This is a genomic window from Streptomyces sp. NPDC001401 (assembly GCF_042895385.1).
Taxonomy (GTDB): domain Bacteria; phylum Actinomycetota; class Actinomycetes; order Streptomycetales; family Streptomycetaceae; genus Streptomyces.
The window spans coordinates 1,358,164-1,382,052 of sequence record NZ_JBIAWI010000001.1 but is presented as its reverse complement, the minus strand read 5'-3'; the positions used below and the strand labels follow the sequence as shown (position 1 = coordinate 1,382,052).

The following is a 23,889-nucleotide window of genomic DNA, read 5'->3' as shown; positions in this document are numbered from 1 at the left end:
ACGTACACTTCGCAGTCGCTTTCCAGCCACCTAGTGTCAGTGCTCATCACCCGCCGGCGAGACCGAGCGAAGGAGGGCCCTGTGGCCGTCGACTACACAGTGATCGTCATCTATCTGGCCGGCATGCTGGCCATGGGCTGGTGGGGCATGCGCCGCGCCAGGTCGAAGAGCGAGTTCCTGGTCGCAGGGCGCCGCCTCGGGCCCGCCATGTACTCCGGCACCATGGCCGCGATCGTCCTCGGCGGCGCGTCCACCATCGGCGGTGTCGGGCTGGGCTACCAGTACGGCCTCTCCGGCGCCTGGATGGTCTTCACCATCGGCCTCGGGCTGCTGGCCCTGTCCGTCTTCTTCTCCGCCCGCATCGCCCGTCTGAAGGTCTACACCGTCTCCGAGATGCTGGATCTCAGGTACGGCGGCCGGGCAGGCGTGATCTCGGGTGTCGTCATGTGGGCGTACACGCTGATGCTCGCGGTGACGTCGACCATCGCGTACGCCACCATCTTCGACGTCCTCTTCGACATGAACCGCGCCGTCGCGATCGTCCTCGGCGGCTCGATCGTCGTCGCGTACTCGACGCTCGGCGGCATGTGGTCGATCACGCTCACGGACATGGTGCAGTTCGTGGTGAAGACGATCGGCGTGCTGCTCCTGCTCCTGCCCATCGCGGTCGTCAAGGCCGGCGGCTTCTCCGAGATGAAGGCCAAGCTGCCCACCGCGTACTTCGACCCGCTGGGCATCGGCGGCGAGACGATCTTCACCTATGTCCTGATCTATACGTTCGGCATGCTCATCGGGCAGGACATCTGGCAGCGCGTCTTCACGGCCCGCAGCGACAGGACGGCCAAGTGGGGCGGCACGGTCGCGGGCACCTACTGTCTCGCGTACGCCCTCGCCGGCGCCGTCATCGGTACGGCGGCCAAGGTGCTGTACCCGAAGCTCGGCAGCCCGGACGACGCCTTCGCGACCATCGTCAAGGACGAACTCCCGGTCGGCGTAAGGGGGTTGGTGCTCGCGGCGGCCCTCGCCGCCGTGATGTCGACGTCGTCCGGCGCGCTGATCGCCTGCGCGACCGTGGCCAACAACGACATCTGGTCGCGGCTGCGGGGGCGGACCGTATCCGGTGACCATGACGAAGTGCGCGGCAATCGCGCCTTCATCCTCATCATGGGTGTCGGGGTGATCTGCACGGCGATCGCCCTCAACAACGTCGTCGAGGCCCTCACCGTCGCCTACAACCTCCTCGTCGGCGGCCTCCTCGTGCCCATCCTCGGCGGGCTGCTGTGGCGGCGCGGCACGGCCCAGGGCGCGCTGGCCTCCGTGGTCGTCGGTGGTCTCGCCGTCATCGGCCTCATGGCGGGTTACGGCATCCTGGCCAATGAGCCCGTCTACTACGGCCTCCTGTCATCTCTGGTCGCCTACGTCGCCGTATCCCTGGCGACCCCGGCGACCGACACCGCCGTACTCATGGCGTGGCGGGAGCGACTCGCCGGGCGCGAGGTTCCCGAGCCGGTTCCGGCATCCCGGTAGACCGAACGGTAAAGACAGAAAGAAGGCATACGACCATGACCAGCAACGAGACGCCCCGCGGCCCCGTCGACTCCTCCCGTATCCCGCGGTACGCCGGACCCGCGACCTTCGCCCGGCTGCCCCGCCTCGACGAGGTCGGGCGTGCCGACGTCGCGGTCGTGGGCGTGCCGTTCGACTCGGGCGTCTCGTACCGGCCGGGCGCCCGCTTCGGCGGCAACGCGATCCGTGAGGCGTCCCGGCTGCTGCGGCCGTACAACCCGGCGCAGGACGCGTCCCCGTTCGCGCTGGCGCAGGTGGCGGACGGCGGCGACATCGCGGTGAACCCGTTCAACATCAACGAGGCCGTGGAGACCGTCGAGGCGGCGGCGGACGACCTGCTGGGCACGGGCGCGCGCCTGATGACGCTCGGCGGCGACCACACCATCGCGCTGCCGCTGCTGAGGTCGGTCGCGAAGAAGCACGGCCCGGTGGCGCTGCTGCACTTCGACGCGCACCTCGACACCTGGGACACGTACTTCGGCGCGGAGTACACGCACGGGACGCCGTTCCGGCGGGCGGTGGAGGAGGGGATCCTCGACACCTCGGCCCTGTCCCACGTCGGCACCCGCGGCCCGCTCTACGGCAAGCAGGACCTCACCGACGACGAGAAGATGGGCTTCGGGATCGTCACCTCGGCGGACATCTACCGCCGGGGCGCCGACGAGGTGGCCGACCAGCTGCGCCAGCGCATCGGCGACCGCCCGCTGTACATCTCGATCGACATCGACTGCCTGGACCCGGCGCACGCGCCCGGCACGGGAACGCCCGAGGCGGGCGGCATGACCTCGCGGGAGCTGCTGGAGATCCTGCGGGGCCTGGCGTCCTGCAACCTGGTCTCGGCGGACGTCGTCGAGGTGGCGCCCGCGTACGATCACGCGGAGATCACGTCGGTGGCCGCGTCCCACACGGCGTACGAACTGACCACGATCATGTCCCGCCAGATTGCCGAGGCCCGCGCGAAGTGACCCACGACCACGACCTGGAACTCCGCCCGACTCAGGCGCAGATTTCCGCTGCTCTGAACCCTCCTCCCGGCCGCAACGGCGGAGACCTGGTCGTGGAGACGCTCGCCGGACTCGGCGCGACGACGGTGTTCGGCCTGCCCGGCCAGCACGCGCTGGGCATGTTCGACGCATTGCGCCGGTCCGACCTGCGGTACATCGGCCTGCGGGTGGAGAACAACGCGGGGTTCGCGGCGGACGCGTACGGCAGGATCACCGGAGAGGCGGCCCCGCTACTCCTGTCGACCGGCCCGGGCGCGCTGACGTCACTCGCCGCACTGCAGGAGGCGCGGGCGGCCTCCGCCCCCGTACTGGCGATCAGCAGCCAGATCCCGACGGCGGGCCTGGGCGGCGGCCGTCACGGCTATCTGCACGAACTCCCGGACCAGGCAGCCTCGTTCAGGGGCGTGGTGAAGTCGGTTCACACGGTCCGTACGCAGTCCCAGATCCCGTCGGCGATCGCGGAGGCGTGGAAGTCGGCCCTGACGGCGCCGCACGGGCCGGTGTGGGTGGAGATCCCGCAGGACGTGCTGCTGGCTGAGACCTCGATCCCGGTGGTGACGGGTGGCGACGCGTTTCCCGAGGAGCTGCCTCCGCGCCCCGAACTCACGGCCGTAGCAGCCGACTTGCTGTCGAAGGCCGCACGTCCGGCGATCATCGCCGGCGGGGGAGTGGTACGGGCGGACGCGTCGGGCAAGCTGAAGCAGCTGGCGGAGCGGCTGCAGGCACCGGTCGTCACGACTCCCGGTGGCAAGGGGGCCTTCCCCTGGAAGCACCCGCTCTCGCTCCAGTCCTGGATCGAGGACCGGCACACCACGGACTTCCTGGAGGACGCGGACGTGCTGTTGGTGGTGGGCTCGGGACTCGGTGAACTGTCTTCGAACTACCACACGTTCAAGCCGCGGGGCAGGGTCATCCAGGTCGAGGCCGACCTAGGCAAGCTGGAGTCCAACCACCCTGCCTTGGGCATCCACGCGGACGCGCGACTGGCGTTGCAGGCGCTGCTGGAGACGGTGGAGGAGCGCACGGATCCCGCTGCCCCGGAGCGGGTACGGGAGGTGCTGGCGAAGGTCGCCGAGCGCATCGCCGCCCAGGAACTCCCCCTGGAACAGAACGTGTTGGCGTCCGTCCGCGGGGCCCTCCCCGCCGACTCCCCGTCCTTCTGGGACATGACCATCCTGGCTTACTGGGCCTGGTCGGCCTTCGACGCCAAGGGCCCCAACCTCCTGCACTCCGCCCAGGGCGCCGGTGGCCTCGGCTACGGCTTCCCGGCGGCCCTGGGCGCGGCGGCGGCGGACCCGACCCGCCCGGTGCTGGCGGTGTCCGGCGACGGTGGGGCGCTCTACTCGATCGCGGAGCTGGCGACGGCGAAGCAGTACGACCTGAACGTCACCTGGCTGATCGTCGACGACGGCGGCTACGGCATCCTGCGCGAGTACATGACGGACGCGTTCGGCGAGGCGACGGCGACGGAGTTGTCCCGGCCGGACTACGTGGCACTGGCGGAGTCGTTCGGGGTGCCGGGGGTGCGGACGTCGCCGGAGGCCCTGGAGGCGGACCTGGCGAAGGCGCTGGCGGCGCCCGGCCCGTCGGTGGTCGTGCTGCCGGCGGTGCTGCGGATGTTTGCGGCTACGCATCTGGGCTGAGGGCTCGGGCCCGCACGTGAACGGGTGAACTCCCCTGGGGCGCGGGGAGTTCACCCGTTCAACAGGTCATGCAGCCCGGTCTACCAGATCGAGTCCACCCACTCCGGGTGGTCGATGAACGGGTTGCGGTTGTGCTGGTAGTCGTCGTAGATGACCTGGTTGCGGTTCTCCTCGAAGGCGCTCGGCGGGTCCTCGTCGTTCCACTGCTTGAGGACCGAGAGCTTGCCGATGTAGGGGGCGCTGCCGTTGTCGACCTTCTCGTTGGGCTCCAGGTCGGCGAAGCCGTCGCCGCCGTCGTAGCGCACCGCCATGTAGAGGATCATGCGGGCCACGTCGCCCTTGTCCGCGTCGCGCGGCTCGAAGGAGTCGGAGTCGGTGAGGCTGCCGCCGCCGTTGCTGACGCTGCTGCCGCCGTTGTCGAAGTCCTTGTCGCCGCGGATGCTGTTGACCGTGACGTCCGCCGGGCGCAGGTGGTGGAGGTCCGTGCCGGGGCCGGTCGCGGTGCCGAAGTCGCCGTGGGACTTGGCCCATACGTGCTCGCGGTTCCAGTCGCCCGTGTCACCGCCGTTGAGGGACTTGGCGCGGGAGACGCCGCTGTACAGCAGGATCACGTTGTTGCTGTTGTTCGGATCCTGGTCGGTGACCTTCAGCGCGTCCCAGACCGCGGAGTACGAGATCTTGGACTGGCTGCTGATGATCGTGTGGAGGGACGACTTGAGGCTCGCGCCCGTCTTGCCGATCGCGTTCTTGTAGTACGTCGAGTCGTAGTCGGTCGTCGTGGCGGAGGCCGGAGCCGCGGTCAGGGCCGGGGCGGTGAGGCCGACCAGGACGGCCGCGGTGGCCCAGGCCACCGACTTCCAGCGGCGGGTGCGTGTCGCCAGCATGTGGGGGTTCCCATCTACGCGGGTTGAATGGAGGCGGCAGAGGGGAGCGTGGCATGGACATGCGGGCCTGTAAATAAATTGAACGTGTCAATCAGATGACCGGAACCGGCAATTCGCCCCGTGTCTACGCGAGTTGACATACCAAAACGGCCCCCGACCGTGTGGGCGGGGGCCGTTTTGGGGTGTGTCGGTCAGCTGACGTCCGACGGGTCCAGGCGGTAGATCGTCGAGGTGCTGCTCTGCGACGAGGAGGACGAGGAGGACGAGGAGGACGAGGAGGACGAAGACGACGGGGACGACGAGGACGACTCCGAGGTCGCGTTCTTGCTGTACGCGCTCTCCTTCACCGCCGTGCCGTGCTTCTGCACCCAGGTGGTGATCTCCTGGTTGAGGCTGTTGTTGCCGCCCATGCCACCGCCCATACCGCCGCCGAGCTGGATGTAGTGCAGCTCGCCCTTCTTCACCAGTTCCTTGAGCTTGGCAAGGGTCATCGCCTTGTCGGAGCTGGTGAAGCCCCACATGGAGATGACGGGCTTGCCGCTGCTGAGGATCAGCTGGCCTGCGCTCTGCGAGTTGGACACCGCGAGCAGCCACTTGGCGCCGTCCTGGTGCTTCTCCAGGTAGGAGATGAGCTGGCTGCCGGCGCCGCCCATGCCGCCTCCCATGCCACCGCCGCCGAAGCCGCCGCGACCGCTGGTGCCGTCCCCGCCGGGAGCCGTACCGCTGCCGTTCTCGGCGCCGCCCGGTATCGTCTGCCCGTTGCCGCCGCCGGGGAACTCGCCGTTCGTGCCGCCCTGTTGGCCGCCTTGTCCGTTGGGTGCGCCGCTGGGAGCACCTCCGCCCTGGGGGAGTTCGCCGTTGCCGCCGCCCGGTGTCATCTGACCCTGGCCGCTGCCCGGCATTTCGCCGTTCGCCTGGCCGCCCTGCTGCGTACCGCCCGGCATCTCGCCGCCGCCCGGACCGCCGTTGCCGCCGCCGAAGCCGCCCCGGCCGCCGCCGGGACCGCCCATGCCGCCGCCGGTGGACGGGCCCGCAGTCGGGTTGGTGCCGCCCATCATGCCGCCGCCGGAGGAACCGAAGGCCGGTGATGCCGCGTATGCCGTCGGACCCGCGAGGGCCGCCACGATCGCCGCGACGACAGAGACGCCGAGCAGCCGGACCCGCGTACCGGAGCCCGCGGAACGGAAGACGAACAGGCCCACGATCGCAAGGACCATCAGCACACCGACGACCGGCCACAGCCACGTGTTCCAGCCGGTCGCCCGGCGCAGCAGCACGATCGCCCAGATGCCGGTGACGGCCAGACCGGCCGGAAGGACCCAGGACCAGCGTGCGTCACCGCTGCGGAAGGCGCGCCACAGCATGACGCCTCCCGCACCGGTCAGTGCCGCGATGCCGGGGGCGAGCGCGGTCGTGTAGTACGGGTGCATCGTGCCCTCGGCCATGGCGAAGGTCAGGTAGTGGAGGACGAGCCAGCCGCCCCACATCACGAGCGCGGCGCGCGTGGCGTCGGTGCGCGGGGCGCGGCCGCACCGCACCAGGCCGGCGACGAGGGCGATGAACGCGAAGGGGATCAGCCAGGAGATCTGGCCGCCGAGGATGTCGTTGAACATACGGCCGATGCCCGCCGTACCGGCGAAGGTGCCGCCCCCGCCCCCGCCGCCCCCGCCGTTGCCCTCGCCGCCGAGGACCCGGCCCAGGCCGTTGTAGCCCATGATCAGGTTCCAGGCGGAGCCGTCCGTGGAACCGCCGATGTACGGGCGGTCGTCGGCGGGGACGAGGGAGACCGCCGTCGCCCACCAGAAGCTGGAGACCGCCAACGCCACGGCCGCCAGGGCCAGGTTGACGACCTTCTTCTTCCAGCCCAGCTTCGACGCGTACACGTAGACGGCGAAGACGGCCGGCAGGGCGATGTACCCCTGCAGCATCTTGGCGTTGAAGGCGAGCCCGAAGCAGACAGCGGAGCCGATCAGCGGCAGCAGCCTGTCGTTGCGCACGGACCGGAGCGCGAGGGCCGCACCGGCGACCATCAGCAACACCAGGATCGTGTCGGGGTTGTTGTCGCGGTTGATGGCGACCGTGATCGGCGTCAGCGCGAGGACCAGCGCCGCGATGGCGGCCGCCACATGCCCGAACACCCGCTTCACGGAGGTGTGCAGGATCCAGATCGTGCCGAGCGCGGCCCCGATCTCGGGCAGCATCATCTGCCAGGTGCCGAAGCCGAAGACCCGGCAGGACAGGCCCATGATCATGAGCGCGAACGGCGGCTTGTCGACGGTGATGAAGTTGCCCGCGTCGAGCGAGCCGAAGAACCACGCCTTCCAGCTCTTCGTGCCGCTGTAGATGGCCGCGCTGTAGAAGCTGTTGAGGCTGTTGCCGGACAGGTTCCAGCCGTAGAGGACCGCCGCCAGGACCAGGATCGCGATCAGGGCGGGCAGCGACCAGCGCGGTGCCTTGTCCGGGGGCGCCGCGGGTGGGGCCGGCGGCGGCCAGTCGGCTGACACGGTTTCGGTGTGGGGGTGTGGATCGGTGGCAGATGTCACGCGGGCATCGTGCAAACACCGGGTGAGTGCGCGCTGTGGCGAACCTGGCTCTTGCCTGTGAATTGGCAAAGGGCCGTGCAAAGGAGGCCGTCGCCGGCCCGCGTTGCCACGGTCAGCGGTCTTCGCTTCGGCCGAGTCCGAGGTAGGCGAGGAGGCCGAAGATGTTCCCGAAGGCGCAGATGGCGAGCCAGACCTGCGGCGGGAACTGTCGTGTGCGTGGGTGCCGTGAGATGTCGATCATGCAGAGGACGGCGGGGATGATCGCGATCAGCGGCACGATCGCGACCCACGGGGTGGGCGGCGGTGAGCTGAGGGAGTCGGCCAACACGGGGCGGCGTCCTACGGGGTTTCGGGGGCGAGGATGAAGATTCCGGCGACCTTCTCGTCCGTGTCGAACGCGACCCGGGCCTTCATGTCGCCGGCCTCGTACTGCAGGGGGATGTCGACGACCGTGTGATCGCCGATGCGTCGGACGAACGGCTCGCCCTCGCCGAAGCCCTCGAACTCGCCGACGAGGCCGGTGACCGTGGCCAGCCCGTTGCCCCGGACTTCGTCGGTGAAAGCCTCCAGGACCTGTGTGTTGAAGGACTGCCTGGCTTCGTCCATGCGTCCCTCGAGGACGGCCGTGACGATCGTGCGCGCGCGTTCCGCGGCGTCGGACATGCGCACTGTCTTGTCCATGGGTTCTCCCGTGCGGGGATCGATGGGCTTGCCGAACCGTTGGAAGGCGGCTTGGCGGGTGACTCCGAGCAGGTCCCCGACCTCCTGCCAGGTGTGGCCGGCGTCCCGACACTGCTGCACGCACAGCTTGAGCACCTGTTCCGCCAGGTCGTCCACGCCTTGGGCGTGCCGGACCAGGTCGAGGTAGGCAGGCGCGGTCAGCGGGCTGCCGACCGCCTCGGCCAGGACCGAGGTCCGCTCGGCCAGCAGGCCGCTCAGGGCGGTGAGGGTCTGGGGGGAATCGGTCACGTGTAAAGGCTGCCTTTACACGTTCTCGATGTCAAGTAATCCTTTACAGCTGTGCCCCGACAACTCGGTCCTATTCGGATCAATCGCGGCTCCTCATGCGCAGACGTGATCCGTTCGTTCTGAACGCGTGTGCAACTTTCGGCCGTTGTTGCGAGTCAGGAGAGGCGAGAGCGCCTGAGTGCGCTCAACGACGCCCAGAAAGACGGGGGATCCTCCATGACTCGCCGTACGTTCAGACCGGTTCGTGTGCTCGGCGCCGGGCTCGCCGCCGGAGTTCTCATACCCTGCGTGGCCGCCGCCTCGCCCGCCGCGGCCGCCACGACACCGACCGTCAGCTGTACGTCCTCGCAGTCCGCTCTGGCCACCAAGCTCCAGAAGGACATCACCGCCGCCGTCGCGAACCGCGCGGGCACCATCGCGGTCGGTCTCTACGACCGCTCCACGAACACCACTTGCTCGCTGCGGGCTTCGTCCTCCTACGACTCCGCCAGCGCCGTGAAGGTCACCGTCCTCGCCACGCTCCTCTGGGACGCGAAGAGGCACAACCGCTACCTGACCGACACCGAGGCCTCCCTTGCAAAGGCCATGATCACCAAGTCGGACAACACCGCGACCAGCAAGCTCTGGAAGCAGCTGGGCCTGACCAAGATCAAGGGCTTCCTCACCGCGGCCGGCATGACGAAGACCGTGCCGGGCGCGAACGGCTACTGGGGCCTGACCCAGATCAACGTCACCGACGAGCAGAAGCTGCTCAAACTGATCACCGCGCAGAACACGGTCCTGAGCGACAACTCCCGTGCGTACATCCTGAAGTTGATGAGCCAGGTCATCTCCTCGCAGCGCTGGGGCACGCCCTACGGAGCGCCCTCCGGGGTCTCGGTCCACGTCAAGAACGGCTGGCTGCAGCGCTCCACGCACGGCTGGCGGGTGCACAGCCTCGGCACCTTCAACGGCGGCGGCCACGACTACATGATCACGGTGCTCACCTGGGGCAACAGCACCATGAACTACGGCATCACGACCATCCAGGGCGTGGCCAAGGCGATTCACAGGGACCTTGCCGCGAGTTGACCCCTGGCGGTCTCCCGCCCGTCACCCACCCGTCCTACGGTGGCGCCCATGCGCCTGAGAACCGTACTCGCGACCGTCACCGCGGCCCTGGCGGCGGCCACCAGCCTGACCGCCGCCGGGCCCGCCAACGCCCATGAGAACAAGGCCTGTTCGCCGTCCGTCTCCATCGACCGTTTCTCCGACGCGCTCGACAAGACGACGTACGACGGGACCTTCGTCGGCAACTTCTCCGCGCTCGCCGTGGACCGGGACGGGTCGCCGGCCGCCCTGGAGGACCGTTCCTCCCTCTTCGGCCTGGACGCGAAGACCCTCCAGCCGAAGTCCGTCGTCCAGCTCGCCGACGAGAAGGGCGCCGCGCTCGACAGCGAGGGCCTCGTCATCGACCGCGACGGCACCCGTCTGATCACTTCGGAGACCGAGCCGTCGATCCGCCGCTACAGCGTGGACGGCAGGATCCTGGACCGCCTCCCGGTCCCGTCCTCGCTCCTCGTCGCCCCCGCCGGACGCGCCACCGCCAACCAGACCTTCGAGGGCCTGACCCTCCTCCCCGGCGGCCACACCCTGCTGGCGTCGATGGAGAACGCGATCTCCGGCGACTCCAAGAACATCGTCCGCTTCCAGACCTGGACCCGGACCAAGGACGACCACTTCCGTCTCGCCGCCCAGTACGCCTACCCCATCGACTCCGGCCTCGGCGTCCCCGAGGTCCAGGCCACCCCCGACGGCCGCCTGCTCGTCCTGGAGCGCGGCTTCACCTCCGGCGTCGGCAACACGGTCCGCCTCTACCTGGCCGACCCGCGCCACGCGACGGACACCAGCGGCATCGAGAACCTCACGGGCCAGACCGGCGTACGCCTGATAAAGAAGACGCTGCTCACCGACATCGCCGACTGCCCGTCCCTCGGCGCCACAGCCAAGCAGCCCCAGCCCAACCCGCTCCTCGACAACATCGAGGGCATGACGATCACGGGCCACGACGCCCGGGGCCGTCTGAAGGTCCTCCTGGTCAGCGACGACAACCAGAACGCGGTGCAGACGACGCGGTTCTATTACTTGCGGGTACGTGTGTGACCCTCCCCCTGCGTTTTGTTGCAGCGGGATGAAATCGCAGCCCGTATGCGTTGGTGCCTTCCGGTAGATCAGGACGTCAGACGGAGGGCACCGGCGTGGAACCGCAACGGGGATGGGCACGACGGCTGGCGGCATACGCCTGGCGCTACCCCAAGGACGTCCTCCTCGCCCTCGGCTCCTCTCTCGGCGGCATGGCCGTCATGGCGCTGGTTCCGCTGGTCACCAAGGTGATCATCGACGACGTCATCGGCGACCACAGCCGCGGTATGGCCCCCTGGGCCGGTGCGCTGCTGGGCGCCGCCGTCCTCGTCTACGTCCTCACCTACGTACGCCGCTACTACGGCGGCCGTCTCGCCCTGGACGTCCAGCACGACCTGCGGACCGAGATGTTCCAGACGATCACCCGGCTCGACGGGCGCCGCCAGGACGAGCTGTCCACCGGACAGGTCGTCGGCCGCGCCACCAGCGACCTCCAGCTGATCCAGGGCCTGCTGTTCATGCTCCCGATGACCATCGGGAATGTTCTCCTCTTTCTCATCTCCCTCGTGATCATGGCCTGGCTGTCGCTGCCGCTGACCCTGGTCGCCCTCGCCGTGGCCCCCGCCCTGTGGTGGATCGCCAAGCGCAGCCGTTCCAGGCTCCATCCCGCCACCTGGTACGCCCAGGCTCAGGCCGCCGCCGTCGCGGGCGTGGTCGACGGCGCCGTCAGCGGCGTACGCGTGGTGAAGGGCTTCGGGCAGGAGGACCAGGAGACGGGCAAGCTGCGCGAAGTGGGCCGTCGCCTCTTCGCGGGCCGGCTCCGCACGATCCGGCTGAACAGCACGTACACCCCGGCCCTTCAGGCCGTCCCCGCCCTCGGCCAGGTCGCCATGCTCGCCCTCGGCGGCTGGCTGGCCGTCCGCGGGCACATCACGCTCGGCACCTTCGTCGCCTTCTCCACCTACCTCGCCCAGCTGGTCGGCCCGGTCCGCATGCTCGCCATGGTGCTCACGGTCGGGCAGCAGGCGCGGGCGGGCACCGAGCGTGTCCTGGAGCTCATCGACACCGAGCCGTCCATGACCGACGGCACCAAGACCCTTCCCGCCGACGCGCCGGCCACCGTCGAGTTCGACGACGTGTCCTTCGGGTACGACCATGAGCGCCCCGTTCTCGACGGACTCAGCTTTGAGATCCGCCCCGGTGAGACCCTCGCCGTGGTCGGCTCCTCCGGCTCGGGCAAGTCCACGGTCTCCCTCCTCCTCCCGCGTTTCTACGACGTCACCCACGGCGCCGTCCTCATCGGCGGCCACGACGTCCGCGAGCTCACCCACGACTCGCTGCGGGCCGCGATCGGCCTGGTCCCCGAGGACTCCTTCCTCTTCTCGGACACGGTCCGGAGCAACATCGCCTACGGCCGTCCCGACGCGACCGAGGAAGAGATCCGCAAAGCCGCCCGCGCCGCCCAGGCGGACCGTTTCATCGCAGAGCTCCCGGACGGCTACGACACCAAGGTCGGCGAGCACGGCCTGACCCTCTCCGGAGGCCAGCGCCAGCGCGTCGCCCTCGCCCGCGCGATCCTCACCGACCCCCGGCTCCTCGTTCTCGACGACGCCACGTCCGCCGTGGACGCCCAGGTCGAGCACGAGATCCACGAGGCGCTGAAGCAGGTCATGGAGGGCCGCACGACCCTGCTCATCGCGCACCGCCGCTCCACCCTCAACCTCGCCGACCGCATCGCCGTCCTCGACGCCGGCCGCCTCGCCGACATCGGCACCCACGAGGAGCTGCAGGAACGATCCGCCCTCTACCGCCGTCTCCTCACCGACCCCGACGAGCTCGGCGGCGTCTCACCCGGCCACACCCAGCCCGCCGTACCGGCCGAGGACACCTCGGTACGGGACGAGCTGGATGCCGAGTTCGACGCCGAGCGCGGCGTGACGCCCCGCCTGTGGACCGGCGACCGTGAGCCCAAGGACACCGCGCTGGCCGGGATGCCGGCCACCCCCGAACTCCTCGGCCAGGTCGACGCGCTGCCCCCGGCGACCGACACCCCGGACATCGACGAGGCACGGGCGGTGCGGCCGGAGGAGTCGTACGGCCTGAAGCGGCTGCTGCGCGGCTTCGGGCTCCCGCTGCTGGTCAGCCTGGCGCTCGTCGCCGTGGACGCGGGCATGAGCCTGCTGCTCCCGATCATGATCAGGCACGGCATCGACCAGGGCGTCAGCAAGCTCGCGCTCGGCGCGGTCTGGTCGGCCTCGCTGGTGGCCCTGCTCGCCGTAGTCGTGCAGTGGGCGGCCCAGCGGGGCGAGACCCGGATGACCGGGCGCACCGGCGAGCGGGTCCTGTACTCCCTGCGTCTGAAGATCTTCGCCCAGCTGCAGCGGCTCGGACTCGACTACTACGAGCGGGAGCTGACCGGCCGGATCATGACGCGGATGACGACCGACGTCGACGCCCTCTCCACCTTCCTGCAGACGGGTCTCGTCACCGCCTTCGTCTCCGTCGTCACCTTCTTCGGCATCATGGTCGCCCTGCTGGTGATCGACGTGCAGCTGGCGCTCGTCGTCTTCGCCACCCTGCCGCCGCTCGTCGTCGCCACGTTCTTCTTCCGCCGGGCGAGCGTGAAGGCGTACGAACTCGCCCGTGAGCGTGTGTCGCTGGTCAACGCCGATCTGCAGGAGTCGGTGTCCGGGCTGCGGATCGTGCAGGCCTTCCGGCGCGAGGGCGACGGCGGCCGGCGGTTCGCGGAGCGCAGCGACAGCTACCGCCAGGCCCGTATCCGGGGCCAGTGGCTGATCTCGGTCTACTTCCCCTTCGTGCAGCTCCTGTCGTCCGTCGCCGCCGCGGCCGTACTGATCGCGGGTGCGGGCAGGGTCGCCGACGCCACGCTCACGACCGGCGCGCTGGTTGCGTACTTGTTGTACATCGACCTGTTCTTCGCCCCGGTCCAGCAGCTCTCCCAGGTCTTCGACGGCTACCAGCAGGCCACCGTCTCCCTCGGCCGCATCCAGGAACTGCTCCAGGAGCCGACCTCCACCAAGGCCGCCGACGAACCGCTCGAGGTGCTCTCCCTGCGGGGCGAGGTCGCGTTCGAGGACGTGCACTTCGCGTACGGGGCGGCCGATGAGAACGACGCGGCGCTCGGCGGTATCGAGTTGAGCATCCCGGCGGGCCAGACGGTGGCCTTCGTCGGCGAGACCGGCGCCGGCAAGTCGACCCTCGTCAAGCTCGTGGCGCGCTTCTACGACCCCACGGGCGGCCGGGTCACGGTCGACGGCCAGGACCTGCGCAGCCTCGACATCACCTCCTACCGGCACCGTCTCGGCGTCGTCCCGCAGGAGGCGTACCTCTTCCAGGGCACCGTCCGCGACGCCATCGCCTACGGCCGCCCGGACGCCACCGACGCCGAGGTCGAGGCGGCCGCCCGCGCGGTCGGCGCCCACGAGATGATCGCCACGCTCGACGGCGGCTACCTCCACGAGGTCGCCGAACGCGGCCGCAACCTCTCGGCCGGCCAGCGCCAGCTGATCGCCCTGGCCCGCGCGGAACTCGTCGATCCCGACATCCTCCTCCTCGACGAGGCGACGGCCGCCCTTGACCTGGCCACGGAGGCCCAGGTCAACCAGGCGACCGACCGCCTCGCAGGCCGCCGTACGACTCTCGTGGTGGCCCACCGCCTGACCACCGCAGCCCGAGCGGACCGCGTCGTGGTGATGGACCACGGCCGGGTCGTCGAGGACGGCACGCACGAGGAGCTGCTGCAATTGGGCGGCAGATACGCTGGGTTGTGGCGGACGTTCGTGGGGTCCGACGAGCCTGTGGTGGCCTGACCGGCGAGCCTGATCCGCTCTTGCCGTGGCGGCGCCGGCCGCACCGGGCGCCGGACGGAGTCCGGCCGGTCGTCCGCCGTGCCGATATGCCGCTACCGCGGCGTGGCTGAGAGGCCCGCCAGGGCCGAGCGGTGCGAGGGCGACATCGGGAGGTTCAGCCCACGGCCGGGTCGTCGAGGACGGCACGCACGAGGAGCTGCTTGCGCGGGACGGCCGGTACGCCGGGTTGTGGCGGACGTTCATCGGGCAGGCCGAGCCGGAGGAGCCGGTGGGCGCGTCTCGCTGACGCCCGTGCAACCATCCGACATACGTCGCGCGTCCGTACACCCGTACGCTCATCGCCGGGGTACGGGAGGGATCACAGTGGACAGTGGTGCGATACGGCGGCGGTTCGGTGCGCTCCTTGCCGTGCTGACCGCTTCCGGGCTGCTCGCGCTCGCGGCGCCGGGGGAGGCGCAGGCCGCCACCTCCTCGTCCTGCTCGGGCCGCAAGATCAGGACGTTCTCCTTCTCCACCGGCTCCGTGAAGCTCTACAAGAGCGGCAGCTACCTCTGTGCCGTCACCGTCCCCAAGAGCGGTGGCGGCAAGCGCCCGATGATGGTCAGCCTGCAGGCGCGCGGCTTCGAGCCCGTCGTCGACAAGGGGCAGTTCACGCAGCACGCCGGACCCGTGCGCTCGTACGTCGGACACCGCACGGTGTGGATCAAGGGCTCGGTGGGCCGGGGGTCGTACGACTCCGGTGGCTGGAAGCGCTACTGATCCCGCCAATCACAGAGGTATTTCCCCATCTCCCCTGGTGCGTACCGGAGTTGCTCCGATAGCTTCCGCTCGCACATCTGACTCACAGGGGAGGGTGCATGCGCAAGGCGCTCAGATGGCTGCTGGCGCTCACGGTGCTCATAGGCACGTTGAGCACGGCGGGGGCGGCCACCGCCGCCGAGCCGGAGGCCACCGACATCAAGGATCGGCTGCTCTCCATACCGGGGATGAGCCTGATCGAGGAGAAGCCGTACACCGGCTACCGCTTCTTCGTCCTGAACTACACCCAGCCGGTCGACCACCGCGACCCGTCCAAGGGCACCTTCCAGCAGCGAATCACCGTGCTGCACAAGGACGTCAGCCGCCCGACGGTCTTCTACACCGGCGGCTACAACGTCTCCACGACCCCCAGTCGCCGCGAGCCGACCCAGATCGTGGACGGCAACCAGGTCTCCATGGAGTACCGCTTCTTCACTCCCTCCCGGCCCGCCCCGGCCGACTGGAGCAAGCTGGACATCTGGCAGGCGGCCACTGACCAGCACCGGATCTTCAAGGCGCTGAAGTCCGTCTACACCAAGAAGTGGATCTCGACGGGCGGCTCGAAGGGCGGCATGACCGCCACCTACTACGAGCGCTTCTACCCCAAGGACATGGACGGGGTCGTCGCGTACGTCGCGCCGAACGACGTGGTCAACGACGAGGACTCCGCCTACGACCGCTTCTTCACGCAGGTCGGCACCAAGGAGTGCCGCGACAGGCTGAACGCCGTGCAGCGCGAGGCGCTGGTGCGCCGGGAGCCGCTGGAGAAGAAGTACGCGGCCTACGCGGCCGACAACGGCTACACCTTCAAGACCATCGGCAGCCTGGACCGGGCGTACGAGGCCGTCGTCCTCGACTACGTCTGGGGCTTCTGGCAGTACAGCCTGCTGCGCGACTGCGCCACGATCCCGGCGGACGCGAAGACCGCGACCGACCAGGCGATCTGGGACTCCGTGGACACCATCTCCGGCTTCTCCTTCTACACGGACCAGGGCCTGGAGCCGTACACGCCGTACTACTACCAGGCGGGCACGCAGCTGGGCGCGCCGGACATCCACTTCCCGTACATCGAGAAGAAGTACATCCGGTACGGCTACGAGTCGCCGCGGAGCCTGGTCCCGCGTGACATCCCGATGAAGTTCCTGCCGTACGCGATGCGCGACGTCGACTCCTGGGTGCGGCACAACGCGCACCACATGCTCTTCGTCTACGGCCAGAACGACCCGTGGGGTGCCGAGCGCTTCCGTGTCGGCAAGGGCACGAAGGACTCGTACGTCTTCACGGCACCGGGGCTGAACCACGGCGCGAACGTCGCCGGTCTGGTCGCCGAGCAGAAGGCGCTGGCCACCGCCCGCATCCTGGACTGGGCCGGTGTCCCCGCCCCGTCCACGGCCCAGGCGAAGCCGCTGGCCGAGTTCGACCGGAAGCTGGACGTCCGGGACGTGGAGCGAGAGCCGGCTCTGCGGCCGTAGGGCTGCAACTCTCCTGCTGCGCCCGGCCGTTGTTCACACGCGACGGGCGCAGCCCACCGGCTCCTGGCCGTCCAGTTGCACATACAGCGCCGTCGCCGAGGGGCACAGGGCGCGCCTGGCGACCGCCTTCACCACCTTGTACTGCGGTTTCCTCTTGCCGCTGCCGTCGCATGCCGTCTCGCGGACCTGCCCGTTCCCGGAGCCGTAGACGCAGTCGCCGACGATGGTGCGGGGGCCGCCCCCGCCGCCCGGGTCGCCGGGGTGCGGTGGCTCCAGATTGCGCATACAGGCGTAGCCCTGCGGGATCGAGCCGTCGCCGTCCTCGTCGGAGGACGGGCTCTGCCGGCTGATGTGCAGGACGAAGTCCGTGGTCGCCGGGCACAGCGGACCGTCGCCAACCTTGCCGTCGTAGCGCGCCACGACCCGGGCCGCCGCCCGCTCGCTGGGACACGGCACCTCGGTGAAGCTCGTCGACCCGAACGAACTGCACTCGTCCACGGCGAGGAACACGGCCCCGTAGCCCGAGGGCTGGGTCGTGGTCGCCTTCGGCGTCGTGGCGGGCCCCTCGCTCTTGTCCGCCCCGGACTTCAGGACCTGGCAACCGGTCAGCAGGGCAGCGACCAGTACCAGCAGTGCACAGACCACCCCCACGGAACTTCTCGCACGCATCGCAATCCCCCCTGGTGCCCCCTCAGCCAGCGTGACCCGCCGCAGCGGGCGCACGCCAGACGCGCGGGAGGCTTTGGGCCAGTTTGGGGTCGCACGCCGGGTGCGTGACGTATGCGCCCTACGCCCTGTGCACCGGCTGCCGGATGCAGGGGTTCTAGTACGAGAGTCCGTACCCGATGGGATACAGCACCGTCGCCGGATCGTCCGCCCGCTGCACCGGCACCGGCAGCTTCCCGCGCGGTGCCGCCTTCCCCGCGATCACCCGCGCGGCCGCTCTCAGCTCCACGTCGGTCCACGAGTACGACGCCAAGTGGGCGGTCGCGGAAGGGAGTTGAGCCACGTCGTAGGGATTGCGGATCGCGATCGCCACCACCGGCCTCCCGGTCGCCACCAGCTGCTCGACCAGCGTGCGCTGCGAGCTGCCCGAGGTGAGGTTGTAGGTGCCCACGACCACCGCGTCCGCGTCCTGTGCCGCCGCGACCGCCGTGGCGATGGTGGCCGCGGAGGGGGCCGTGCCCGTGGACAGGGCGGTGGCGGTGAAGCCGAGTTCGGCGAGGGCGGTCGCGAGGACGCCGGTGGGCGGTCCCGTCGTACCGGACGGGGAGGCCGGGTCGGCGCCGACGACGAGGAGTTTCCTGTACGTACGGCGGGACAGCGGCAGCAGGCCCGCCTTGTTGACCAGCAGCGTCGTCGTGCGCTCGGCGATGCGGTCGGCGGCGGCCAGATGCGCGTCCGTGCCCACGGTGCGGTCGACGCCGCTCCGGCCGGCGTAGGGGTCGTCGAAGAGCCGCAGCCTGGCCTTGAGCTTCAGGATGCGCAGGATCGACTCGTCCAGCCGCGCCTCGGTCAGCTCCCCGTCCTGTACGGCTTTGAGGACGGCGTTCCAGGCTGTGGCGAGGTCGGGCGGGTTGAGGAGCTGGTCGACGCCGGCCTTCAGCGCGAGCACGGGGACGCGGTCGTCGCCGTATTTGGTCCGTACGCCCTGCATGCCCAGGGAGTCCGTCACCACCACTCCGTCGTAGTTCAACTGCTCACGCAGGATGCCGGTGAGGATCGGGTGGGAGAGGGTGGCCGGGTCGCCGGAGTCGTCGAGGGCCGGGAACTGGATGTGCGCGGTCATGATCGAGTCGATGCCCGCCTTGACGGCCGCCCGGAACGGCACGGCGTCCAGCTGCTCCCACAGTTCCCGGCTGTGGGTGATGACCGGGAAGCCGTAGTGGCTGTCGACGGCGGTGTCCCCGTGCCCGGGGAAGTGCTTGGCGGTCGCGGCGACCGACGACCTCTGATACCCGGCGACCTCGGCGGCGACCAGACCGGCCACCGCGTCCGGGTCGGCGCCGAAGGAACGTACGCCGATGACCGGGTTGGCGGGGTTGATGTTTACGTCGGCGTCGGGGGAGTAGTCCTGGTTGATGCCCATCGCGCGCAGCTCGGCGCCGGAGATACGGCCGAGGGCGTGGGCGTCGTCGCGGGAGCCGCCGGCGCCCATGGCCATCGCGCCCGGGAATAGGGTGGCGGGCTTGCCGACGCGGCAGACGATGCCGTGTTCCTGGTCGGTGGTGATGAGGACGGGCAGGCCGCGGGGCCCGGTGAGGGAGGCGCGCTGGATGCCGTTGGAGAGGTCGGCGATCTGGTGGGGGTCCCGGGTGTTGTGTGCCCAGGTGAAGTAGATGATGCCGCCGACGCGGTACTTGGCGATCAGCTCGGCGGCCGTGCGGACGCCGATCTCCTTGAGGTTGGCGTCGATGTCGGCCTGGTCGGGGGCGGTGGCCGAGTGGCCGTACACGCGCATGACGAAGAGCTGGCCGACCTTCTCCTCCAAGGTCATACGGGAGATGAGGGAGCGGAGCTTCTTGTCGCCGGGGGTGGTGACTGCGCTTGCGGTGGTGCCGATGGCCAGAGCTGCGGTGACGCCTGCGGTGGCGGCGAGGACGGTACGTCTGGAGGGCACGTGCGCTCCTTCCGGAGTGATCCGTTTGGAGATCAGGAGTGATCCGCTGGAGATCACTGGAGATCACTGGGGATCGGCTGAAGGAAACTTCCGAGAAGTCACCAATAACCGGGAAGTTTCTGCCAGTCAAGGGAGTGCACAGTAACCAGAAAGGGGCCGCCATCGGCGCTGTTGGAGGGGGGCGCGCCGATGGCGGCGTGCTGCCGGCCGCAGTACGGCGGAGAGGGTAGGTCAGCGATCGCAGCCAGCAGCGAGGGCCGACACCGCACAGCGGAGACTCATCCGGCAGCTTGCGGGTTGGACGAACCGTATTCGGGGCGGGTTCCCGCGTTCCCCGCGATTCCCGGAAGTTGGTGCCCGAGGGTTCAACGGGACGGGTGGGACGTGTTGTTCGGTCACTGCTCCTGCAGAGTGCGTACGGTCCCTGCGATCGCCGGACGAGATGCGGCTCCTTTGCGCCACAGGGCGTACCGGCGTCGTACGGGCGCGACCGGCGGGCGGCGTCGGGCCGGTGTCGGTGACGCGGGGGCGACGGGAAGTGGTCCATCCCGTGGACGCGGCGGCGATCGAGCCCGCGCTCGGCCGATCATGAGGGCATGCCCGTAGTCACCATCCCCGGTTCCAAGTCCATCACCGCCCGCGCGCTCTTCCTGGCGGCGGCGGCCGACGGAGTCACCACCCTCGTACGCCCCCTCCGCTCGGACGACACCGAGGGCTTCGCCGAGGGGCTGGTGCGGCTCGGGTATCGCGTCGGCCGTACCCGGGACGCATGGCAGGTGGACGGCCGTCCGCAGGGCCCTGCGGTGAGCGAGGCGGACGTGTACTGCCGGGACGGTGCCACGACGGCACGTTTCCTGCCGACGCTGGCGGCGGCGGGACACGGGACGTACCGCTTCGACGCGTCGCCCCAGATGCGCCGCCGTCCCCTCCTGCCCCTGACCCGCGCCCTGCGTGACCTGGGGGTCGACCTGCGGCACGAGGAGGCTGAGGGGCACCACCCGCTGACGGTGCGGGCGGCGGGTGTCGAGGGCGGGGAGGTGGTCCTGGACGCGGGGCAGTCGTCGCAGTACCTGACAGCTTTGCTGCTGCTCGGGCCCCTGACCCGCAAGGGTCTCCGTATCCGGGTCACGGACCTGGTCTCCGTCCCCTACGTGGAGATCACCATCGCGATGATGCGGGCGTTCGGGGTGGAGGTGGCCCGGGAGGGCGACGTGTTCGTCGTCCCGCCCGGCGGCTACCGGGCCACGACCTACGCCGTCGAGCCGGACGCTTCGACGGCGAGCTACTTCTTCGCGGCGGCCGCGGTGACACCGGGCGCCGAGGTGACCGTGCCGGGGCTGGGCGAAGGAGCGCTGCAGGGCGACCTCGGCTTCGTCGACGTACTGCGGAGGATGGGCGCCGAGGTGTCGGTGCGCCCGGACGGCACGACGGTCCGGGGCACGGGACAACTGCGCGGCCTCACCGTCAATATGCGGGACATCTCGGACACGATGCCGACGCTGGCGGCGATCGCACCGTTCGCGTCGGGGCCGGTGCGGATCGAGGACGTGGCGAACACGCGCGTGAAGGAGTGCGACCGGCTGGAGGCCTGCGCGGAGAACCTTCGGCGGCTGGGGGCGGATGTGTCGACGGGGCCGGACTGGATCGAGATCCACCCGGGTGTGCCGTCCGGGGCCGGTGCGGAGATCAAGTCGTACGGCGACCACCGCATCGTGATGTCCTTCGCGGTGGCCGGGCTGCGGGTGCCGGGTATTTCGTTCGACGACCCCGGCTGCGTACGGAAGACTTTCCCGGGTTTCCATGAGGCGTTCGCGCAGCTGCGGGGGCAGTTGCCGGGGTAGGGGGTGGACCGGGATGGCCGGTGACGGCGGTTTCAGGCTCGAAGGGCCGTTGCTGGAAGGCAAGTTGGTGCGCCTGGAGCCGTTGGAGCACCGGCATGCCGCCGACCTGGCGGTGGCCGTGGAGGAGGAGCGCGGCACATACGAGTTCACCTGGGTGCCGAGGGCCGACGAGGTGGGCGGCTACATCGACGCGCAGCTCGCCCGCGCGGCGACGGGACGGCTCGCGCCGTACGCGCAGGTGTCGGTCGAGACCGGGCGGGCGGTGGGCACGACGTCGTACTGGGAGCCGCGCGCCTGGCTCGCCGACGACCGGCTCGACGCCGTGGAGGTCGGGTTCACCTGGCTCGGTGCGTCCGCGCAGGGCACGGGCATCAACGCCGAGGCCAAGCTGCTGCTCTTCCGGCACGCCTTCGAGGTGTGGGGCGTGCAGAGGATCGACCTGAAGACGGACGCGCGCAACAGCCGTTCCAGGGCGGCGATTCAGAGCGCCGGGGCACGCTTCGAGGGCGTACTCAGGAACTGGTCGCGGTCCTGGGCGCCGGGGGAGGAGGGCCGGTTGCGCGACTCCGCGATCTTCTCCATCACGGCGGCGGAGTGGCCGGAGTGCCGGGAGCGGCTGGAGGAGCGGGTGGCGGGGTTCGTGGCGGCCGGCGGGTAGCCGGCCGGCGCAACCACGAAGGTCTTGCTCACCTGTTCCTGGTCCACCGTGCAAGACTGGCTGGACCGGGGGCATGGTGGTCGTAGACCGTCGACCCATGACCGCGAAGCACTTCCTCATCCTGCACGGCTGGCAGAACCACCGCCCCAAGGCTCACTGGCAGCACTGGCTCGCCGACCGTCTCACCGGACTCGGCCACCACGTCACCTACCCCCAGCTGCCCGACCCCGACGACCCGAGCCTGGAGGTCTGGCTCACCGAGCTCGCCCGTCACCTGGACGAGCTCCCCGGCCCCGAGCGCGTTGTCATCGCCCACAGCGCCTCCGTCCTGCTCTGGCTGCACGCCGTGTCGCGCGGGCTCGTGAAGATGGGCGCCGTGGACCGGGCGCTGCTGGTCGCCCCGCCGTCCGCCTCCGTCCTCGCAAGCCATCCCGAGGTGGCCGGATTCGCCCCGCCCGCCCTCGACTTCGCCCTCCCCTCGCCCACCCGTCTCGTCGCCGGCGACGACGACCCGTACTGCCCCGAAGGGGGGCGGGACCAGTACGGCGACCCCCTCGACATCCCCACCGACATCCTCCCCGGCGCCGCGCACCTCGACCTCGACGCCGGCTACGGCTCCTGGCCCGCCGTACTGGACTGGTGCCTGGACGGGTCGGTGAGGCTCACGCCTCGTCCGGAGTGAGAGCCGTCCCCGTCCGCAGTTCCGGCGTGCTCGCGCTCACGGACAGCACCGCCAGCAGACACAGCACACCCCCGGTGACGAGGGCCGTCGCGCCCGAGGTCCAGCCGGCGACCAGACCGCCGCGCAGATTGCCGATGTTGGGCCCGGCCTGGCCGACGATCTGCTCGGCCGACGTCACCCGGCCCAGCAGGGAGTCGGGGGTGCGGGTCTGCACGATCGTGCTGCGCGCGACCACGGAGGCGTTGTCGGCGGCACCGGCGACGACCAGACAGGCAAGTCCCGCCCAGGGGCTGCTCATCAGGCCGAACGCGGCCAGCGCGACACCCCACGTCCCGGCGCCGCACAGCATCACCAGACCGGGGCGGCCGAGCCGCGTCACCGCCCCGGAGAACACCGAGGACACGATGCCGCCGACGGAGATCGCGGACAGGAACAGGCCGAGCGTGCGCGGATTGCCGCCGAAGCGCTCCGCGTTGACCAGCGGGAACAGGCTGACGGGCATCGACAGGACGGTGGCCGCCAGGTCGGTGACCAGGGCACCGCGCACCACCGGGTGCCCGTACAGAAAGCGCAGCCCGTCCAGGACGCCGTGCAGCCCGGCCCGCGACGGCTCGCCCTCGGGTGGCAGCGCGGGCAGCCCGAAAGCGCCGTAGAAGGCGAGTACGAAGGTGAGGGCGTCCGCCAGGTAGCAGAAGCCGATGCCCGCCCAGCCGATCAGCAGACCGCCCAGGGCCGGACCGACGAGCATCATCGTCGTGAACGACATCATGTTCAGCGCAAGACCGGCCGGCACCTGCTCCTTGGGCAGCAGCCGCGGCACGAACACTCCCGCTGCCGGACCGCCCACCGCACCGAAGCCCGACTGCGCCGCGATCAGCACCAGCACCACGGCCACCGGCACATGACCGGTGAACCCCTGGACCGCGAGCAGCAGCGAACAGACCGCCTGGGCAACGGTGTTGAACAGGAAGATCCGGCGCCGATCCCCGCGGTCCACCCACGCCCCGGCGAACAGCCCCACGACGACGGTCGGCAGCGCACCCGCCAGCCCCACCGCACCGGTCCACACCGTGCTGTGCGTCATGTCCCAGACCTGGTACATGACGGCCACCACGGTCATGAACGTGCCGAGCAGCGACACGGTCCGCCCGATCAGCAGCCGCCGGAACAGCGGCGAGGCGCGCAGCGGCCGGACGTCGACGAGCGCACGCCCGAGGCCGGAGCTCATGAGGGCATGACGGGATACGGAGCGGTCTGC

The 23,889-nt window shown here is 70.1% G+C and carries 18 protein-coding genes; 11 read left to right on the top strand and 7 right to left on the bottom strand.

The genetic code is table 11. The features are described from left to right. Positions 1 to 81 precede the first annotated feature (81 nt). Genes ACFY10_RS06335 through ACFY10_RS06325 form a run of 3 tightly spaced genes read left to right on the top strand, consistent with a single transcriptional unit; the run spans position 82 to position 4,213 of the window. The gene (locus ACFY10_RS06335) at positions 82 to 1,527 is read left to right on the top strand and encodes a sodium:solute symporter (protein WP_390663871.1); all 1,446 of its coding nucleotides are present in this window, start codon (positions 82 to 84) and stop codon (positions 1,525 to 1,527) included. A gap of 35 nt (positions 1,528 to 1,562) precedes the next feature. Further along, positions 1,563 to 2,531, top strand: a complete 969-nt coding sequence (speB, locus tag ACFY10_RS06330) for an agmatinase (RefSeq protein ID WP_390663870.1) — start codon at positions 1,563 to 1,565, stop codon at positions 2,529 to 2,531. Beyond that, positions 2,528 to 4,213 (top strand): thiamine pyrophosphate-binding protein, encoded by a 1,686-nt coding sequence (locus ACFY10_RS06325; RefSeq protein WP_390663869.1) that lies wholly within the window; start codon positions 2,528 to 2,530, stop codon positions 4,211 to 4,213. The genes speB and ACFY10_RS06325 overlap by 4 nt, the downstream gene beginning before the upstream one ends. A gap of 80 nt (positions 4,214 to 4,293) precedes the next feature. On the opposite strand, the gene ACFY10_RS06320 is transcribed toward ACFY10_RS06325, so the two are convergent. The 4 genes from ACFY10_RS06320 to ACFY10_RS06305 all read right to left on the bottom strand — a co-directional run bounded on the left by ACFY10_RS06320 (position 4,294) and on the right by ACFY10_RS06305 (position 8,609). Further along, positions 4,294 to 5,097, bottom strand: a complete 804-nt coding sequence (locus ACFY10_RS06320) for an endonuclease I family protein (protein WP_390663868.1) — start codon at positions 5,095 to 5,097, stop codon at positions 4,294 to 4,296. Between the two features lie 191 nt (positions 5,098 to 5,288). After that, positions 5,289 to 7,640: a glycosyltransferase family 39 protein gene (locus ACFY10_RS06315; protein WP_390663867.1), complete on the bottom strand. Its 2,352-nt coding sequence runs from the start codon at positions 7,638 to 7,640 to the stop codon at positions 5,289 to 5,291. 112 nt (positions 7,641 to 7,752) lie between these two features. Beyond that, positions 7,753 to 7,968: a hypothetical protein gene (locus ACFY10_RS06310; RefSeq protein WP_390663866.1), complete on the bottom strand. Its 216-nt coding sequence runs from the start codon at positions 7,966 to 7,968 to the stop codon at positions 7,753 to 7,755. 11 nt (positions 7,969 to 7,979) lie between these two features. After that, a complete protein-coding gene (locus tag ACFY10_RS06305) occupies positions 7,980 to 8,609 on the bottom strand; it encodes a DUF3887 domain-containing protein (protein WP_390663865.1) in 630 nt (209 codons plus the stop codon). Between the two features lie 216 nt (positions 8,610 to 8,825). Between ACFY10_RS06305 and ACFY10_RS06300 the strand changes: the two genes are divergently transcribed. From ACFY10_RS06300 to ACFY10_RS06280, 5 genes are all read left to right on the top strand, one after another. After that, on the top strand, positions 8,826 to 9,680 hold the full coding sequence (locus ACFY10_RS06300) for a serine hydrolase (protein WP_390663864.1): 855 nt from the start codon (positions 8,826 to 8,828) through the stop codon (positions 9,678 to 9,680). A 48-nt stretch (positions 9,681 to 9,728) separates the two neighbouring features. After that, entirely contained in the window at positions 9,729 to 10,751 is a 1,023-nt protein-coding gene (locus ACFY10_RS06295) for an esterase-like activity of phytase family protein (RefSeq protein ID WP_390663863.1), read from the top strand. Positions 10,752 to 10,846: 95 nt separating this feature from the next. After that, positions 10,847 to 14,560: an ABC transporter ATP-binding protein gene (locus tag ACFY10_RS06290; RefSeq protein WP_390663862.1), complete on the top strand. Its 3,714-nt coding sequence runs from the start codon at positions 10,847 to 10,849 to the stop codon at positions 14,558 to 14,560. Positions 14,561 to 14,923: 363 nt separating this feature from the next. Beyond that, positions 14,924 to 15,319 carry a hypothetical protein gene (locus ACFY10_RS06285; RefSeq protein WP_390663861.1) on the top strand — a complete coding sequence of 132 codons (396 nt, stop codon included), beginning with the start codon at positions 14,924 to 14,926 and terminating at the stop codon, positions 15,317 to 15,319. Positions 15,320 to 15,417: 98 nt separating this feature from the next. Next, the gene (locus tag ACFY10_RS06280) at positions 15,418 to 16,830 is read left to right on the top strand and encodes a S28 family serine protease (protein ID WP_390663860.1); all 1,413 of its coding nucleotides are present in this window, start codon (positions 15,418 to 15,420) and stop codon (positions 16,828 to 16,830) included. 33 nt (positions 16,831 to 16,863) lie between these two features. Here the strand turns inward: ACFY10_RS06280 and ACFY10_RS06275 are convergent, their stop codons facing one another. After that, on the bottom strand, positions 16,864 to 17,499 hold the full coding sequence (locus ACFY10_RS06275; protein WP_390663859.1) for a hypothetical protein: 636 nt from the start codon (positions 17,497 to 17,499) through the stop codon (positions 16,864 to 16,866). A 154-nt stretch (positions 17,500 to 17,653) separates the two neighbouring features. Further along, entirely contained in the window at positions 17,654 to 19,450 is a 1,797-nt protein-coding gene (locus ACFY10_RS06270) for a glycoside hydrolase family 3 protein (protein ID WP_390663858.1), read from the bottom strand. Between the two features lie 596 nt (positions 19,451 to 20,046). Here ACFY10_RS06270 and aroA point away from each other — a divergent pair. The 3 genes from aroA (at position 20,047) to ACFY10_RS06255 (ending at position 22,631) form a co-directional block, all read left to right on the top strand. After that, positions 20,047 to 21,291 carry a 3-phosphoshikimate 1-carboxyvinyltransferase gene (gene aroA, locus ACFY10_RS06265; RefSeq protein WP_390663857.1) on the top strand — a complete coding sequence of 415 codons (1,245 nt, stop codon included), beginning with the start codon at positions 20,047 to 20,049 and terminating at the stop codon, positions 21,289 to 21,291. Between the two features lie 13 nt (positions 21,292 to 21,304). Then, positions 21,305 to 21,949, top strand: coding sequence for a GNAT family N-acetyltransferase (locus ACFY10_RS06260; RefSeq protein ID WP_390663856.1), 645 nt, complete (start codon positions 21,305 to 21,307; stop codon positions 21,947 to 21,949). A gap of 97 nt (positions 21,950 to 22,046) precedes the next feature. After that, positions 22,047 to 22,631: an RBBP9/YdeN family alpha/beta hydrolase gene (locus tag ACFY10_RS06255; protein WP_390663855.1), complete on the top strand. Its 585-nt coding sequence runs from the start codon at positions 22,047 to 22,049 to the stop codon at positions 22,629 to 22,631. Here the strand turns inward: ACFY10_RS06255 and ACFY10_RS06250 are convergent. After that, positions 22,612 to 23,859 carry an MFS transporter gene (locus ACFY10_RS06250; protein WP_390663854.1) on the bottom strand — a complete coding sequence of 416 codons (1,248 nt, stop codon included), beginning with the start codon at positions 23,857 to 23,859 and terminating at the stop codon, positions 22,612 to 22,614. The two genes, ACFY10_RS06255 and ACFY10_RS06250, sit on opposite strands and share 20 nt — an antisense overlap. Between the last annotated feature and the right edge of the window lie 30 nt (positions 23,860 to 23,889).